This is a genomic window from Actinomadura sp. DC4, assembly GCF_030406325.1.
Taxonomy (GTDB): domain Bacteria; phylum Actinomycetota; class Actinomycetes; order Streptosporangiales; family Streptosporangiaceae; genus Actinoallomurus.
In genome coordinates, this window is the sequence record NZ_JAUEQY010000011.1 from 164,484 (window position 1) to 181,329 (window position 16,846).

Here is a 16,846-nt window from a genome sequence, read left to right on the forward strand (position 1 = left end):
CTCCGCAACTGTAGTGTCCCGTAGCGATCAACCTCGTTTTGGGCAAAGACGCCGAGAGGACTTGATTCCTTGTATCGCCGTAGCGTGGGGCAGTGCATGCATTCCGTGACCGTCTACGGAATCCCTGTCGCCGGGCAAAGTCGCCTTTCAAGGCCAGTCCGATTCCGCAGTCCATGCAATTAGCGGAATGCGCATGAATGACGCGTTGCTCGTCATCGGCGGTCGGCCTCAGGCGCTTTCGAAGGCGAAAGAGCTGGGGTTACGAGTCGTATGGCTCCAGCAGAAAAAGCCGCTGCTGCGCGGGCAGGCCGATCCCGCCGACGCGGTGATCATGCTGAACTACCGCGACTGGGACGCGGCGCTGCCACTGGTCCGCGCCGCGCACGAGACGTTCGGCTTCACCCGCGTCGTGTCCCTGGTGGACCAGGCGATGGAGCTGGTCGGGCGGATCAACGACGAGCTCGGCCTGCCCGGCACGTCCGAGGCGGTGGCGCACCGGTTCAACGACAAGTCGGCCATGCGCGCGTGGCTGCGCGCGACCGGTTTCGAGGACGTCGCCGCCGAGCCCGTCGGCGACGCGGACGCCCTGCGCCGGTTCGGCGCGCGGCACGGCTTCCCGCTCGTGCTCAAGCCGGCCGACGGCACCGCCAGCCGTGGCGTCGTCCGGATCGACTCCGCCGATGACGTCGAACCGGCCTGGCGGGCCGCCGCCGCGTTACGCGACCGCGCCGACCTGCCGTTCGCCGCGTACTACCCGGTCAGCGAGTTCGTCGCCGAGGAGTACCTCGACGGCGCCGAGTACAGCGTCGAGGCGTTCTCCTTCGACGGACGCCACAGCGTCATCGCCATCACCGGGAAGTCCCAGGACGGGTTCATCGAGATGGGCCACGCGCAGCCCGCGATGGTCACCGCCGAGGACGACCGGGCCATCGTCGCGTACGTCACCGGCTTCCTGGACGCGATGGGGCTGCGCGACGGGGTCAGCCACACCGAGCTGAGGATGACCTCACGCGGGCCGCGCGTCATCGAGGGCCACAACCGGGTCGCCGGCGGCCGGGTCATGGACCTGGTCGAGGCGGTGTACGGCATCGACCTGGAACGTTACACAGTGGGCTGGCCGTTCCGCCTGGTCCCCGAGCTCCCCGCCCGGCCGTCCGCGCGCGGCGCCGGCGCCGTACGTTTCCTGACCGCCGAGCCCGGGACCGTGGCGGCGATCGAGGGGGCAGAGGAGGTGCGGACCCACCCGGGCGTGCTGGACCTGGAGATCGACGTCGCACCGGGCGACGTGGTGCCCGCGGTCACGGACAACTTCTGCCGGTCCGGCGAGGTTCTGGTCACCGCCGGGGACACGGCCGCCGCGGTCGGACTCGCCGAGAGTCTCGCGCGCGAGGTGCGCATCGTGACGAAGGAGGCGTGATGATCGGTACGAGGAACCGCGCCGGGCGCCCGGACATGAGCCGCGTACGCGACGCCGTACGCGCGCTGGTCGAGGCCGACCGGTCCGACCTGTGGCTCACGGAGGTCCCCGGCGAGGCGCTGATGCAGCTCGCCGCCCCGCTGGAGATGCTGACCTTCCAGTACTACCTCGACCCTCCGAGCGACCGGCACCTGCTGCGAGCCGCCCGGGTCGCCTGCGACGGCATGGAAGACCACCTGGACGCGTGCCCGGCCGACCTGGCCGCGGCGTTCCGTCGCCTGCGTGCCGCGATGGCGCCGGAGAGCGGCCCGACGTTGAAGGAGCCTGCATGACATCGACGTTCGTGCTCTTCGAGATGCAGGGCCAGCAGGTCCTCGTCGCCGAAGAGGCCAAGGGCCGCGGCTTCCGCACGGTCGCACTCAACCACGACGCGCTGCGGACGACGGGCCCGTTCGCCGTACGCGACGGCATCATCGACGAGTACGTCCACGTCGCGTCGTGGTCGGACGAGGACGCGGTACGCCGCCTGGTCAGGGACGTGGAACGCGACAATGACATCGCCGGGGTGCACGCGGCGTTCGAGCCGACCCAGCGGTACGCCATCGAGCTGCGCGAACGGCTGGGCCTGCCGCACAACACCGTCGAGGACACCCTCCACGTGCTGGACAAGGGGTGGGTGCGCCGGCGCCTCCACGCCGAGGGGCTGACCCGGCTGGGCCACGCGACCCTGAGCGAGGCGCTGACCTGGGGCGCGTGGCCGTTCGCCGGACCGGCCGTGCTCAAGCCGGCCAACGGCACGGCCAGCGTGCTGTGCTTCATCGTCGGATCCCTGGAGGAGTTGCGCGAGGCCGCGGCGACCGCGCGGGCCGCGACGATCCCCAACGCGCTCATGCACGACTACGTCATGGCGCGCGGCGAGTTCGTGCTCGAGGAGCTCGCGCGCGGAGATCTCCTGTCGGTCGAGTCCCTGGTCAGCGGGGGAGACGTCCAGCACGTCGGCCTCACCGGCCGCTACCTGCTCGCCGCCGACCCGGTGGTCGAGCAGGGCCTGTTCTTCCCGTACGAGCACCCGCGCGCGGCGGAGATCATCGAGGTGTGCGCGCGATTCCACCGGTGCCTGGACATCGGCGAGGGCGCCACCCACATCGAGGTCATGGTCCCCGAGACCGGCCCGATCGAGCTGATCGACTTCAACCTGCGGTTCGCCGGTATCGGCGCGATCGCCTTGGCGAGTGACGCGTTCGGCGTTCCGTTCGGGGGTTTCCTGGCCGACCTCGCCTGTGGCCGGCGGCCCGACCTGTCGGGGCTCGTACGGCGCGGTTTCGCCGTCGACGTGGCCGTCATGCCGCCGGCCGGGGTGACCGAGTTCCGCGACCTCACCTTCGCGCCGGGCACGACCCGGCACCGGGTGAACAAGAAGATCGGCGGGCCGCTCAGCGGCCGCAACGACCAGATCGACTCGGTCGCGTGGTTCTCCGTCACCGGGGTGACCGCCGCGGAGGCGCACCGCAAGGCCCTGTCCGCACGGGCCGAGACGATCTTCAATGGTGCGCCGATGGGCGACGCCCCGCCCCTGACCTGCCCGCCGAGCCTGACCGCCGAACCGGCGGTGTCATGATCACCGCTCCCGGCCTCGCGCCGGTGGGCTACACCGGGCTGGGGCTGGACCGCGGGGGCGACCAGCGGGCCGACCCGTCCTGGGTGGCCGGGCTCGCGGCCGACCCCCGCGCGGTCGTACGCCCGCTGTGGCGCGACCAGTGCCTGACCGCAGGGGAGCCGCCCGTTCCGCTGGTGGTGCCCGCGGAACGCGTCGACCCGGAGGACCTGGTGTTCCTCGGGTCGGGCGACGGCGTCCCCACCTTCGCGGCCGACCTCTCGGACCTCTCGCGGGACGAGGCGCTGGAGCGCGTGGGCGCGGACGGCACGGCCGACATCCGCGCCCTGTTCGCCGGCCTGCCGGCCGGGGAGGCGGCGACCCTCGCCTACGCCCGCGGCCTGCTGTTCTGGCACCGGCGGCAGCGGTTCTGCGGCTGCTGCGGCTCCGCCGCCGAGAGGAGGAACGCGGGCCACCTGCGGGTCTGCACGAACCCCGACTGCGGCACGCTGCTGTTCCCCCGCATCGAGCCGGCGGTCATCACACTCGTCGAGACGGCCACCGAGCCGCGCCGGTGCCTGCTCGCCCGGCACCGCGCCTCGAAGCTCGGCGGCTACTCGATGCTCGCCGGCTTCGTTGAGATCGGCGAGTCGCTGGAGGACGCCGTACACCGGGAGATCCTGGAGGAGGTGGGGGTCCCGCTGCGTACGGTCGGCTACGTCGGCTCGCAGCCCTGGCCCTTCCCCGCCGGGATCATGATCGGTTTCCGCGCGACCGCCGCGGACGAGTCCGTGTCCGTCGACGGCACCGAGATCCTCGAGGCGCGCTGGTTCACCCGCGGCGAACTGCGGGACTACGCCGAGTCCACCGGCCGGCTCGGCCGTCCCGACTCGATCGACCGGGCCATGCTCACCGCGTGGCTGGCAGAGGGTGAGGAGACGCCTTGAAAACGATCATCGTCATCTCCACGCGGGGGTTCGCGGCGTTCCGGCACGATCTGGTGGTCGATCCGGGGCAGGTGCGGTTCGTCGGCCTGTTCTCCGAGCACGACGAGAAGAACGTCACCGCCGCGCTGCGGGAGTTCATCGACGAGGTGCACATCCTGCCCTGCGGCAAGGCCGGCGCGACGGTCGCCGAGTCCTCCTACGTCGACCCGGAGCGTGCGCGCGAGCTGATCGCCGGAGTCCTGGACGACCCGGGTGCGGGGGAGGTCACGCTCCACAGCTTCGACGAGCGGAACCTCCTGCTCGCGGCCGACCTGCGCGCCGAGTTCGGCCTCCCCGGCCTGCGCCGCGAGGACGTCCTCCCGTTCCGCGACAAGTGTCTGATGAAGGAACGGCTGGTCGCCAAGGGCATCCGCGTGCCCAGGTTCGGCCGGTACGACACCGCCGCCGCGGCCGACCGCGCCGCCTACTTCCGGGCGATCGCCGACGAGGTCGGCCTGCCGTTCATCCTCAAGCCGGTCGACGGCAACTCGGCCGACGGCGTCTATGAGATCGGCTCGTTCGACGACTACGCCGCGGTGCCCGCCGACCTCGGCCGGCCGTACGAGTACGAGGAGTTCGTCGACGGGACGATCTACAGCGTCAACATCATCTCTCAGCATCGCTCCAGCCTGACCGCCGGCGTCACCGAGTACCTCGTCAACTCCAGCGCCGTACGCGAGGGCCGGGTCAACGCCGACATCAACCTGATCGACACCGACCCGCGCGTGCCCCGCATGATCGCCTTCGCGGAGGACGTGCTCGACGCGCTCGGCCGGCCCGACGGCGCCTCGCACCTGGAGCTCTTCCTCACCGCCGACGACGAGCTGGTCTTCCTCGAGGTGGCGGCGCGCTTCAAGGGCCTGGCGGGCGTCGCGGCGATGCAGCGCAACTACGGCGTCGCCCTGGTCAACCTCGCCTTCGAGGTCGAGGCCGGGCTCGCCTCCCGCCCGTACGACGAGGAGCAGGTCTACTGCTTCGACGCGGTGATCCCCAAACAGCGCGGCGTCATCGAGCGACTGCTCGACCCGGACATCGACAGCGAGTTCGGCATCACCTGGAAGGTGCACGAGGGCCAGGTCCTCGGTCAGGGCGAGTCGCTCGGCGACAACGGCGGTGTCTTCCTCGTGTGGAACAAGGACTACGACGTGCTGTACCGCGACTTCGAGCGGCTCGCCGGCTACCAGCCGATCACCTACCGGCAGGAGGCCCGGTGACCACGCGGGAGCGGTCCAGTCTCCTGATGCTGGGCACGGACCGGTACGCGATGCGGGCATGCCTGGAGCACGACATCGACGCGGTGGTGGTCTGGGGGCCGGGCGGGCGCGACAACGGCTTCGTGGACGTACCGGACGGCCTGCGCGTCCTTCCGGTCGACGACCACAGCAGCGCCGAGGCGATCATGATGGCGCTGCACCGCGCCGGCCTCGTCGGCCACCGGTTCGACGGCATCCAGACCACCGACGAGTACTCCCTCGTGACCGCCGGTCTGCTGGCCGCCCACCTCGGCTGCGACTTCCTCGACCCCGGCACGGCGGCCCACTTCCGCGACAAGTCGCTGCAGAAGAAACGGGTACGCGCGGCCGGGCTGAAGGCCGCGCGGGTCACGGTGATCGACGACGTGCACGACGTCAGCGGCCTCACCGAGCTCCCGTACGCCAAGGCGGTGCTCAAACCCATCGCCGGCGCGGGCACCACCCGTACGTCGGTGGTCGAGAGCGTGGACGAGCTGCGGGCCCGCAGCGAGGCGTACCGGAAGGCACGGACCAAACAGCGCACCTTCGCGCTGGAGGAGTTCGTCACCGGGGACGAGTGGACCGCCGACGGCGTCCTGTTCGACGGCGAGCTGCTGTTCTGCTCCCTCGCGACGTACGGGGAGCCGTGCGTCACCCAGGTGAGCGCGGGGCGCCCGCTGTCGCTCCGCCGATTCGATCCCGACCGCGACAAGGCGACCTTCGACCAGGGCGTGCCGTTCGTCCGCGCGGCGCTCGAAGCGCTGGGCCTGCGTAACGGCGTCTTCCACATGGAACTGTTCCACGACGCCGGCACCGGCGAGCTGGCGTTCAGCGAGTGCGCCGCCCGGCGCGGCGGCGTCTTGGTGCACGAGGAGCTGCAGGCGAAGTTCCAGGTGAACCTCGCCGAGAGCGCCGTGCTGTGCGCGGTCGGGCGGCGGCCGGAGCTGCGGGTCAAGACCGACCCCCGGGTGATCGGCGGCGGCTTCCTGATGGGCCGGCCCGGCACTCTGGTGAAGTGCCCGAGCCCGGCCGAGGTCAACGTCCGGCCGGGCGTGCTGTTCACCCGGGTCGAGCGCGCCTTCGGCACGCACGTGGACAGCGAGCTGGCCAACACCAACCAGCGGATCGCCCAGTGCCTGGTCGCCGCGGACTCTGAGGCGGAGTTCGCGAGTCTGCTGGATGAGGTCCGCGCCTGGTTCGACGAGCAGGTCGTGGTCATCCCGGACGTGGTGACCACCCGCGAGCTACGGGAGTGGCGGCGCGACACCTGGCCGGAGGCCGACTACGGCGACATGTCATGGGCCTGACCGAGCAGCCCACCCGCCGCCGTCCGCTCCCCGCGGCGGGGTCCTGGGTGCGGAGCCTCGTCCCCGCGACCGGCCCCCAGCGCGCCATCTCGCTGGCCACGTTCGTGAACACCTTCGGCAGCGGGATGTTCATGACGAGCAGCGCGCTGTTCTTCACCCAGATCGTCGGCCTGTCCATGTCGGGCTACACCACCGGGCTCCTCGTGGGTTCGATGGCGGGCCTGGTCGTCGGGCTCTTCGCCGGCCGGCTCGCCGACCAGGCGGGCGCGCGCGAGACGCAGATCGCGGTGAAGCTCTCCGGGGCCGTCGCGATGGTCGCGTGCCTGTTCGTCGGCGACTTCTGGCAGTGGGTGCTCGTCTCCTCGCTGATCGGTGTGACGACCAACGCGCACGGTCCGTGCCAGGCGCCCCTCATCCGGGCGTACGGCGGTGAGAACCCGGTGCGGTTCCGCGCCTACCAGCGGTCGTTGACCAACCTGTCCCTCGCGCTGGGCGCGCTGGTGGCCGGTGTCGCCATCGGGATCGGCACCAGGTCCGCATACGACGCGCTGCTGTGGATCAGGGCGGCGCTCTACGTCGGCTGTGCCCTCGCGCTGCTCCGCGTCCCGCGCCTGGTCCCGGCTCGCGGGTCGGGACCGGCCCGGCGGTGGCAGGCCCTGCGCGACCGGCAGTACCTCACGGCGACCGCGTTCAACAGCCTGATGTCGGTACACTTCGCGGTGCCGACGGTGCTGCTGCCGCTGTGGATCGCCGACCGTACGCACGCCCCGCGCTCGATCGTCTCGGGCGCGTTCATCCTGAACACGGTGCTGATCGTCCTTCTCCAGGTGCGCGCCAGCAAGGGAGTGGATGACAACCGCTCGGCCGCGCAGCGCATGCTGTGGGCCGGGATCGCCATCGCCGGCGGGCTGACCCTGGTCGCGCTGGCGGCCGGCATGCCGTCGGGCGTCGCCGTGGCGCTGGTGCTCGGCGGGGTCGTCGTCTACACGCTCGGCGAGCTGTGGCACGCCGCGGCGTCGATGGAGTACCAGTTCGGGCTGGCGCCCGCCGAGGCCCAGGGCCAGTACAGCGGCGTGTTCGGCCTCGGCCAGGGCCTGGCGACGTCGCTGGCGCCGGCCATCGTCGGGGTCGGCCTGAGCATCGGCGTGGGAGGCGTGATCGGACTGGGGCTCGCGTTCCTGGTCGTGGGCGCGCTGACCCGGCCCCTGATCGCACTCACCCTGCGCGACGCGCCGGCCTGACTCAGCGGAGGGTCTCCTCGGCGGCGTCGGCGATGATCTCCAGCCCGGTCATGAGGGCGTCGGGTTCGATGGTCAGGGGAGGCAGGAGCTTCAGCACGCCGCGCCCGCGCCCGCAGGTCTCGACGATGAGTCCGCGCTCGAAGCACAGTCGCGAGGTCGCGGCCGCGGCCTCATTCAGCTCGACGCCCCACATCAGGCCCTTTCCGCGCACCGGCCGGCGCACGCGCCGGCGCAGGAACCCGCCCACGGCCACGTCGTGCTCGCGCACGCGTGCCGCCAGGGCGTCGTCGGCCCAGTAGTGCCGCAGCGCGGCCGCGCCCGCGGTGAAGGCGAGCTGGTTCCCGCGGAACGTGCCGCTGTGCTGGCCGGGCTTCCAGACGTCGAGCTCGGGCGCGATGAGGAGAAGGGCCATCGGCAGCCCGGAGCCGCCGATCGACTTGGCGAGGGTCACCAGGTCGGGCCGGATCCCGGCCGGCTCGAAGGAGAAGAAGTGTCCCGTACGGCCGCAGCCGGCCTGGATGTCGTCGACGATGAGCAGGATCTCGTGCCGGTCGCAGAAGGCGCGCAGGTCCCGGAGGAAGGAATCCGGCGCGGAGTAGACGCCGCCCTCGCCCTGGACCGTCTCGAGGAGGACCGCCGCCGGCGTCTCGACGCCGGAGCCCGGGTCCTCCACGAGCCTGCGGAGCAGGTCCATGGTGTCGAACGCGCCCAGCGGGGAGTCCGGATAGGGCAGGTGGGTGACGGCGGGGAGCCGGTGGCGCAGACCCTCCTTGAAGAAGCCGTCGGCGGTCGCGGCGAGGGCGCCGGAGGTGACTCCGTGGAAGCCACCGCCGAAGGCGACGATGGTGCCCCGGCGGGTCACGAGGCACGCCAGCGCCAGCGCGGCCTCGACCGCGCTGGCGCCGGAAGGACTGCAGAACTGGACCCGGTACGTCAGGTCGCGGGGTTCGAGCACGTACCGGCGGAAGGCGTCGAGGAACTCCGCCTTCGCGGACGTCGCCAGGTCCAGCCCGTGGACGAGCCCGTCGTTCGCCAGGTGGCCGATCACCTCGCGCGTGATCACCTCGGGGTTGTGCCCGTAGTTCAGCGACCCGGCGCCGGACAGGAAGTCGAGGTAGCGGGTGCCGTCGGCGGCGTACAGCCACTCTCCCTTGGCCCGGGTGAAGACCGTGGGGAAGGACCGCGCGTAGGACCGGACCGCCGACTCGGTGGTGTCGAAGATGGTGCTCGTCGTATCGGAAAACGCTGTGTCGGAAATCGTTGTGTCGGAAATCGTTGTGTCGGAAACGCTCATCCCGGCCTCCTAACGGCTCGGTACGTTGCCGGCGAGGGTGGGTGCCTTCTCCCCCGTACCGGATGGCACGAGGCCGATGGCGATGTCGTCGCGGTGGCGCATCCCGGGGAAGGACACGCGGCGTACCTGCCGGTAGGCGTTCTCGCGCGCCTCCCGGTAACCGTGGCCCGCTCCGACGACGTGCAGGACCCGGCCCCCGCACGTCACGGGGACCCCGGCCGCGTCGCGCCGGAGGTTGGCGTAGAAGGCGACGTCGACGTCCTCCAGCCCGCTCACCGGCTGTCCCTGTGCGAACGCGCCGAACGGCCACCCCGGCAGGGCGTCCGGGTCGAGGGGGTCCAAGCAGCCCTGCGTGAGCGCGACCGAGCACCGCACCAGGTCGTCGGTGATGAGCCGCTGCCGGCCAAGGCCGCCCGCGAGGACCGACCGGCACAGCGCCACGAAGTCGCTGTGCACGGACGGCAGCACGACCTCCGCCTCGGAGTCGCCGAAACGGGCGTTGACCTCGATGACGACGGGCCCGGCGTCGGTGAGCATCGCCCCGATGTAGACGAAGCCCGAGTAGTCCAGGCCGTCGCGGCGCAGCCCCCGTACGAACGGGTCCAGGATCGCCGCGCGGACGCGTTCGCGCAGCGCGGGGCTGTCGGCGGGGTGCGGCGCGACCGACCCCATGCCGTCGCAGTTCTTCCCGGAGTCGCCGTCGAGCGCCCGCTTGAAGTCGACGGCCGAGGGGAACATGAGGTACTCGTCACCGCCGATCAGCGCGAAGATCGAGATCTCCGTGCCGCGCAGCCGCTCCTCGACGACGACGCGGAAGTCGTCGCCGTGCTCGCGGGCGAAGCGCTCGACCGCGGCCTCGGCCTCGCCGGTCGTCTCACAGACGATCGAACCGTCGCCGTCCACGGTCAGCCCGTCGGTCTTGACCACACAGGTGTACGGGCGGGACCGGATGTGGGACCGGGCCTCCTGCGGGTCCGTGAAGACCCCGTACGCGGGAACCGGCACGCCGTGGCGGTCGCAGAAGAGCTTGCCGCGCTCCTTGCTGGCCTCCAGCTCGGCGGCGGCGCGGGCCGGGCCGATCACCTGGTGGCCGTGGGCGCGGAGCACGTCGACGTACCCCCGCGACAGCGCGTCGATGTTGCCGACCAGCACGAACTCGACCGGCGTCGTACGCAGGAACGCCAGTGCCGTACCCGGGTCGTCGAACGCGATGGAGGGCACCGGCACGACGCGTTCGTCGCCGATCACGTCGCATCCAGGGCCGTAGTAGACCGTGACGGCGGGGTTCGTACGGGTCATGAGGTCGCAGATGGCGTGGCCCCGGCCGGTGCCGTCGACGACGAGGACGGCCGTCACCGTACCTGCACCCTCTCGGACCTGCGCACGCTCGTGTCGAGCACGGCGTTGGCGGCGCGTACGTGGTCCAGGAGGGTGCCCCAGACCTCGTAGTACCGGTCGGAACCATCCATGATGTCCTGGTTGCGGACGAAGGAGGAGTTCGCCCATTCGCACTTCGGCCGTACGTGGTGCAGGTCGTGCTGGACGGTGTCGCCGACCAGCACGAGCAGGCGGTACGGCGCGTGCACGAACACCATCCGCAGCCACCATCGCGCCCAGGCGCGGGCGCCCGATCCACGGCCCGGCGCGGGCTCGCCGCAGAAGCGGCCGAAGGTGAGCTGGTCGCGCTCGGCCTTGACGAGGCCCTCGGCGTTGTCGAACAGCCACCAGCGGTGCTCGCTGAGCGTGTAGAGGAAGGTGTGCGCCTGGAAGAACACCGAGGCCGGGACCACCCACAGCACCAGCCATGGGATCCACAGGCCGGTGGCGGCCAGCACGGCGACGGTCCCCGCCAGGAAGACCAGGGACATCGCGAACCGGTACGGCCGCTGGCGCGGCGTGTAGTTGCCCTTGAGGCGCGACCAGAAGAAGCCCCAGTGATGCTTGGGGGAGACCGTCGCCCGCCACAGGTAGCGGTTGAACTCCTGGGCCGTCATCCCCGGCCGGGCCCCGGTGCTCCGCAGGTAGAGGGTGTCCTCGTCGCGCAGCGAGCACGGGAACGCGTGGTGGAGCAGGTGCTCCCTCCGGTTGGGGTCGTACGGCCGGCGCCACAGGAACGTCGTGACCACCTCGCTGACGACCCGGTTTCCCCGGGCCGTCCTGGCGAACATCCGGTGCAGGGTCTGGTGCACGACGACGACGTCGAGCCGCCGCATCCCGCCCGCGGTCGTGAGCCACGAGACGGCGAGCAGTGGCACGGTCCACAGGCTGGGGAAAAAGAAGAAGACGGAGCCGATGGCCACACCGATGGCGGTCTGCGCCACCCCGGCCAGGCTCGCCAGCACGGGCCGCCACTTCACCCGGGGCCGGTCGCCCTCGAGAGGAACGCCCGTCACCCAGGTAAGGAACGGCTGGACGACCCGCCACAGGCCGCGCATGCTCTCACGCGGATGCGTCACCGTCTCCGGCGCCCGCCACGAGGTGTCGATGGCCATCATGATCTCCGGGCGGCCGGGTCGGCCGCGGCGCCGCCGAAGAGGGTGTCGTTCGTCTCGTGGCTCATCGGCCGTACGAGGTCGTGCCCGTTGGCGAACGTCGTGTTCACGATCAGGCGGCGCCCGTCGCCGCGGATCGGGTAGACGCGGTGCATCGTGGTGTCGGTCTTGATGAGGTACGCGTCGCCGGCCTCGAAGGCGTACGAGCGCACGACGCTCTTCAGCAGCGCGCCGTGCACGTCCGGGTTCTCCTTGTCCCACGACGTGTGCGGCACGGCCTGGACGAACCCGCCGTCGCGGTGGTCCGGGGCCTCGAGGACCAGAATGAACCCATAGGTGTAGTCGTCCCAGTGCCAGCCGTGCGTGTCGCCGTCGCGGGCGAGCCTGCTGATGACGTAGTGCTCGCCGGGGTACGGGCAGATGAACAGCTCTTCGCCGACGATGTCGGCGAGCAGGCTACGCAGGGTGGGGGAGAAGTAGACGGAGTGGATGAGCGGCCCGTTGTCCTTGATGACCGGCTGGCCGACCGAGGCCATGTGCCGCGGAGTCCCGTCGGTTATCTCCATGTCGAAGTCGTGCACCACGCCGAAGCGGTCCATGATGCCGGCGGCCTCGGCCCTGACCTCTTCGAGGAGCCCCTTCGGGCAAAGGTTGCGCAGGGCAACGACATGCTCGTCCCGGAAAAGCTTGCGGAGGGAGGCTCGTTTTTCTTCGGTGAAGCCGGTCGCGAAATGCTCCCGCAGCAGGTCGTCGACGTCTGTGGCGCCGATTTCCCGCTCGGCTCGCGCGGTTTCTGAGCTGCTCATAAAGTATTCCCTTCCATCGCTTCGCCCGGAGTGGATCGTCTTCGGTCCTGATGTGTTCCCGGAATGACTCGGCCGGCGTTTTTCGCGGCATGGCGAGCCGCTTCTCGCGGAGCTGCGCCCGTAGCGGCACGCCGATGGAGCCGCAGTCGGCGGCATGTGAGTTGACGTGCGCCTATGTCGGACTTTGGCGCAGGGTGGGCGTGCGGCGGGTGAGCTCTCATCGGGGCCCTCGTCCCACGGTCAGGCCATGGCGAGCCGTCGAGCCGCGCGCGCATGGGCCGTTATTTTGAGCCGACGATTCAATGTGGCCGAAGACGCAGATGTGCGTGGCCGTTACCGCGCGCTACCTCAGAAGGTGGTCGCCCGAGGTATGAAAGCGATTAGCGTCATGATCGACTATTGGCGCTTCCGCTGATTCCGCCATGTGTATGTCCTCCTTGACATCACGGGCGTCCCACGGGTCGAAAAGAGTATTGCATGACGCCTATGACCTCCACGGTGTGACATGGAACACATTGCTGTGGGCGCAATGGATATCTACAGTGGGCGACCTTTTCGGCTGGAGATATCGGCGAGTGAGCGCGGGAGCTCCATGCGTGACGGCGGCGCGTACTCGCGGGCGTACAGGGAGGCTTTAGCGGTAATAAACCGATCGCTTAGATGTATGGGTTATGGGAAATGGCGGAAATGTTCGAGGGCACGCACTCCGGTGTGGAGTGCGTGCCCTCGTTCTGCCGTCGAGGCGGGTCGTCAGTGGACGACGCCGAGAGCGCGGGTGAGCGTACGGAACAGGTCGGTCTGGTCCGTGACGCCCACGACGTTGGCGGCCTGGGGACCCTGGGCGGCGATCCGCACCTCCGTCCCGGTGTGCTCCTGCGAGACGCCGGGCTTGGTGGTGGCGTAGTTGATCTTCATCTGGGCGCCGTCCGCGGTGATGAGCGTGGCGGTCTGCCCGGGGCTGTCCGTGGTCGGCGGGACGATCTGGCTGGTGTGGCCGTGGTCGGCGGTGACGACGACGAGAGTGTCGGAGTGGTGGCGGGCGTAGTCGAGCGAGGCCTTCACGGCCTTGTCGAACTCCACGTTCTCGCCGATCTGGCCACACGGGTTGGCGGCGTGGTCCTGCTTGTCGATCGAGGCGCCCTCGATCTGAAGGAAGAAGCCCTTGCGGCTGTGCGCGGACTGGGCGTCGAGGAGGCTGATCGCCTTGCCGGCCATGTCCGTCAGGTGCGGGCCGGTGAACGCGGTGTTGGGCGTGCACCGGGCCGGCTCGGTGCCGCCGACCTTGGCGAGCGGGCCGGTCTGCTCCAGCGGCAGGTTCGAGTCGGCGAACAGGCCGAGGAGCCTTTTGCCCGGCTTGGCGGCGGCGAGCCCGGGAGCGTCGGTGACGACGTTGTAGCCGGCGGCGGCGGCCTGGTCGATCACGGTCTTGTTCTTGTACGGCCCGGCCTTGATCGTCTGAGCGAAGCGGGCCTTGCCGCCGCCGAGGTAGACGTCGGCGCCGGTCTGGACCTGCTGCTCGGAGATCGAGCCGGGGCCGCCGTTCACCTTGTCCTGCAGCGGGCAGTTGGCCATGTCGGCCGGGCCCTCACAGGAGCGGTCGGCGACGTGCGCGGAGAGCACCGCGGGGGTGGCGTCGCCGAGTTCGGCCGTGGTGACGTCGCCGGTACGGAAGCCGGCCTTCTTGGCCAGCTCGAGCACCGTCGGCTGCGGCTTGCCGTCCGGGGTCACCGAGATCGCGCCGTTGTAGGTCTTGTGCCCGGTCGACCATCCGCTGCCGCTGGCGGCCGAGTCGGTGACATAGTCCGGCTTGCTCGGGTCGGCCTTGGTCAGCGCGTACGTGGTGTACTCACCGGTCAGCGGGAGCGTGTCGAGGGCCAGCCGGCCGGCGGCGCCCTTGGAGTAGTTGCGGGCGATCGTGATCTCCGAGTCGCCCATCCCGTCGCCGATCAACAGGATGACGTTGCGGGCGGTGCCGCCCTTGATCGCGGACCGGACACTGCTGGTCCGGTCGCCGTTGGAGGCCAGAGTCGGCACGGCCGCCCCGGTCAGCAGCCCGATCGCGGCCACCGCGACCACGCCACGGCGGATCAGCCTCGACTTTGAGGTCATACGGCAAATTCTCCTCTGCGGGGGAACGATCTATGGCAGCAAGCACACGCCACCAGTGCCTCATGACGCACCACACAAGGCCAGGCAAAGGAGAGGCAAAAAACAGGTAAAGACGGCAGTTCGGCGGCGGGCCCCGAGCCGCCGCACGTCGCGGCGCCGGCCCTCGCGGCGACGGAGCCGGGCCGGCCGGCGAGGTCATAGAGGTGGTGGCCGGGGGGTGACGTCTCGTCGCCCTGGTCGCCGGCCGTCTCGCCGCGAAGATGACCGCCGCCTGCGGACAGGCGGCGGTAAATGGGCGCTCCGCCCCAGAGCCAGGCCGGACCCGCGGTGGTCGCGGGCGCTCGGCCCGCCGGTGCCCCGGCCCGTCGGCATCTTCAGGCCGCGGTCCAGGCGAAGGCGTCTCTCAGCCCGTCGGCATCTTCTCTCGTGCCCGGGCCTTCATCTCCTCGACCTTCTCGGACGGACGGGTCTCGCCCATCTCCTCTTCCAGCCGCATCCCGTTGCCCAGGGCGAAGAAGGCCGGGGCCCACTGCCCGACGAAGATCCCCCAACGGTCGGCGCGGGCGATGCCCTTCGACTCCAGGTTGCGTGAGGTGAACCACGACGCGATCGACAGACCGATGGACGCGAGCCCCGCGGTGTAGAGCATCGACGACGAAATGCCGGCCTTGCGCAAGAGCTTGATCACGAAATCCCCCCGATGAGCTGCGGACTGACGTTTCGTGTCTGAATACCCAGGTACCGGGACGGCCACCTCGGCGTGACTCACCGCAGGTCGGATTTTGCGAACGCGTGGCGGATCAGCCGGCGAGCAGCAGGATCGCCAGGTCGTCGGTCAGCACGCCGCCGTTGAGGTCCTCGGCGTCGGCGACCAGCGCGTCGATGAGGTCCTGTCCGGTCATGCCTCGCCGCAGAGCCTGGGCGGCGAGGTCCACCAGGCCCTCGGTGTCGAGCCGCCGCGAGCCATGCCCGACGCGGCCCTCGATCAGGCCGTCGGTGTAGAGCATCAGCCCCCAGGAGTCCGGGAGCTCGATCTCCGCGGCCGGCCACTCGCCGTCGGTGAACAGCCCGATGGCCGGGCCGCACGCCTCCTCCGGCATCGCCCGTACGCCGGAGCCGCTGAACAGCAGCGGGCGGGGATGCCCGGCGCGGTACATCGTGGCGTGCCGGCGGTCGGGGTGGACCGTCACCATGCACAGGGTGGTGAAGATCTCCTCGGTCCACCGTTCGAGCGTCAGGACGCGGTCCAGCGTGACGAGCAGTGCCTCGCCCCGCTGGCCCGCCAGGACCAGCGTGCGCCAGGCCATGCGCAGCCGTACGCCGAGGGACGCCTCGTCCGGGCCGTGCCCGCTGACGTCCCCGATCATCAGGTGGACCGCCCCGTCGGGCGTCTGGATGGTGTCGTAGAAGTCGCCGCCGAGCAGCGCGCGTCGCCGGCCCGGGCTGTAGCGGGTGTGGTGACGCAGCAGAACGTCGTCGAGCTGGGGCACGGGCAGCAGGCCGCGCGCCAGGCGGTTGTTCTCCGAGCTGAGGAGGCGCGCCTCGCCGAGTTCGCGCTCGGACTCGTCGGCACGCTTCCGCTCGATCGCGTATCGGACCGCGCGGGTCAGCAGCGGGGGCTCGACCTCCTGCTTGACCAGGTAGTCCTGCGCGCCGGCCCCGACCGCGGCCACGCCGACCTGGGCGTCGTTGAGCCCGGTCAGCACGAGTACGGCCGTGTGCGGCGCCAGGCGGAGCACCTCGCGCAACATGTCCAGGCCGTTCGCGTCCGGCAGTGACAGATCGACCAGGACGCAGTGGAAGCCGGGTCCGCCAGGGCCCAGGAAGCCTCGGGCCTCCGCGAAGCTGCGCGCCACGACGAGCTGGGCGTCGAGTTCGCCCTCGTCGAGGAACTCCTGCACCAGCAGCGCGTCGCCCAGATCGTCCTCGATCAGCAGGATGTCGAGCGCGTCGCGCCCCGCGACCGGGACGCGGGAGGGATCAAAGAGATCGGCGGTCCTCACCGGTATCGGGCCTCTCATGGCAAGCTGGGTTCGGCCGCGGGCGTGCGGCGGGGGGAAGGCTGAGTGAGGAAGCGGAGCGCAGGGCGCGCGATCGCGTCTTAGCACCATACGTCCGATACGGCGTCGTTCGCTCATGACATCGCAACCGCCTGCACACTCCCACCCTGAAGCGGGAAGCCCGCCACTCTGCCACCGAGTGTCACGATACCGAGCCGGTTGCCGCCCGACAACAGACGTCCCCCGTACCGCCGTCCAGGGGGGTCTTGTCCTGGTACGTTGCCTAGGCGGGTCCGAACCACATGCGACCGCGCAAAGGGAAGCGGAGTTCTGGGGATCGGCGACCCGCCCTACAATCGAACCTGACC

The 16,846-nt window shown here is 70.5% G+C and carries 14 protein-coding genes; 7 read left to right on the plus strand and 7 right to left on the minus strand.

The features are described 5' to 3' along the window. Positions 1-187 precede the first annotated feature (187 nt). Genes QWU11_RS19740 through QWU11_RS19770 form a run of 7 tightly spaced genes read left to right on the plus strand, consistent with a single transcriptional unit; the run spans position 188 to position 7,777 of the window. Complete coding sequence (locus tag QWU11_RS19740) at positions 188-1,417, plus strand: ATP-grasp domain-containing protein (protein ID WP_290115275.1); 1,230 nt, start codon at positions 188-190, stop codon at positions 1,415-1,417. Then, positions 1,417-1,749 (plus strand): hypothetical protein, encoded by a 333-nt coding sequence (locus tag QWU11_RS19745; protein WP_290115277.1) that lies wholly within the window; start codon positions 1,417-1,419, stop codon positions 1,747-1,749. The genes QWU11_RS19740 and QWU11_RS19745 overlap by 1 nt, the downstream gene beginning before the upstream one ends. After that, positions 1,746-3,035 (plus strand): ATP-grasp domain-containing protein, encoded by a 1,290-nt coding sequence (locus QWU11_RS19750; protein ID WP_290115285.1) that lies wholly within the window; start codon positions 1,746-1,748, stop codon positions 3,033-3,035. The genes QWU11_RS19745 and QWU11_RS19750 overlap by 4 nt, the downstream gene beginning before the upstream one ends. Beyond that, on the plus strand, positions 3,032-3,958 hold the full coding sequence (gene nudC, locus QWU11_RS19755) for an NAD(+) diphosphatase (RefSeq protein ID WP_290115290.1): 927 nt from the start codon (positions 3,032-3,034) through the stop codon (positions 3,956-3,958). Before QWU11_RS19750 ends, nudC begins: the two co-directional genes overlap by 4 nt. Then, entirely contained in the window at positions 3,955-5,211 is a 1,257-nt protein-coding gene (locus tag QWU11_RS19760) for an ATP-grasp domain-containing protein (protein WP_290115292.1), read from the plus strand. Before nudC ends, QWU11_RS19760 begins: the two co-directional genes overlap by 4 nt. Then, on the plus strand, positions 5,208-6,536 hold the full coding sequence (locus tag QWU11_RS19765) for a hypothetical protein (RefSeq protein WP_290115294.1): 1,329 nt from the start codon (positions 5,208-5,210) through the stop codon (positions 6,534-6,536). Before QWU11_RS19760 ends, QWU11_RS19765 begins: the two co-directional genes overlap by 4 nt. Further along, positions 6,527-7,777: an MFS transporter gene (locus QWU11_RS19770; RefSeq protein WP_290115296.1), complete on the plus strand. Its 1,251-nt coding sequence runs from the start codon at positions 6,527-6,529 to the stop codon at positions 7,775-7,777. The genes QWU11_RS19765 and QWU11_RS19770 overlap by 10 nt, the downstream gene beginning before the upstream one ends. Position 7,778: 1 nt before the next feature. Here QWU11_RS19770 and QWU11_RS19775 read toward each other — a convergent pair whose 3' ends face one another. From QWU11_RS19775 to QWU11_RS19805, 7 genes are all read right to left on the minus strand, one after another. Further along, complete coding sequence (locus QWU11_RS19775) at positions 7,779-9,071, minus strand: diaminobutyrate--2-oxoglutarate transaminase (protein ID WP_290115298.1); 1,293 nt, start codon at positions 9,069-9,071, stop codon at positions 7,779-7,781. Between the two features lie 9 nt (positions 9,072-9,080). Next, positions 9,081-10,427 (minus strand): phosphoribosylamine--glycine ligase, encoded by a 1,347-nt coding sequence (gene purD, locus QWU11_RS19780; RefSeq protein ID WP_290115300.1) that lies wholly within the window; start codon positions 10,425-10,427, stop codon positions 9,081-9,083. Beyond that, positions 10,424-11,563, minus strand: a complete 1,140-nt coding sequence (locus QWU11_RS19785) for a fatty acid desaturase (RefSeq protein WP_290115302.1) — start codon at positions 11,561-11,563, stop codon at positions 10,424-10,426. Before QWU11_RS19785 ends, purD begins: the two co-directional genes overlap by 4 nt. Beyond that, the gene (locus tag QWU11_RS19790) at positions 11,563-12,369 is read right to left on the minus strand and encodes a hypothetical protein (protein ID WP_290115304.1); all 807 of its coding nucleotides are present in this window, start codon (positions 12,367-12,369) and stop codon (positions 11,563-11,565) included. Before QWU11_RS19790 ends, QWU11_RS19785 begins: the two co-directional genes overlap by 1 nt. A 750-nt stretch (positions 12,370-13,119) precedes the next feature. Beyond that, complete coding sequence (gene phoA, locus QWU11_RS19795; RefSeq protein WP_290115306.1) at positions 13,120-14,478, minus strand: alkaline phosphatase; 1,359 nt, start codon at positions 14,476-14,478, stop codon at positions 13,120-13,122. Positions 14,479-14,881: 403 nt separating this feature from the next. Further along, positions 14,882-15,166, minus strand: a complete 285-nt coding sequence (locus QWU11_RS19800) for a hypothetical protein (RefSeq protein ID WP_290115314.1) — start codon at positions 15,164-15,166, stop codon at positions 14,882-14,884. 112 nt (positions 15,167-15,278) lie between these two features. Next, positions 15,279-16,481 (minus strand): SpoIIE family protein phosphatase, encoded by a 1,203-nt coding sequence (locus tag QWU11_RS19805; RefSeq protein WP_290115316.1) that lies wholly within the window; start codon positions 16,479-16,481, stop codon positions 15,279-15,281. Positions 16,482-16,846: the final 365 nt, after the last annotated feature.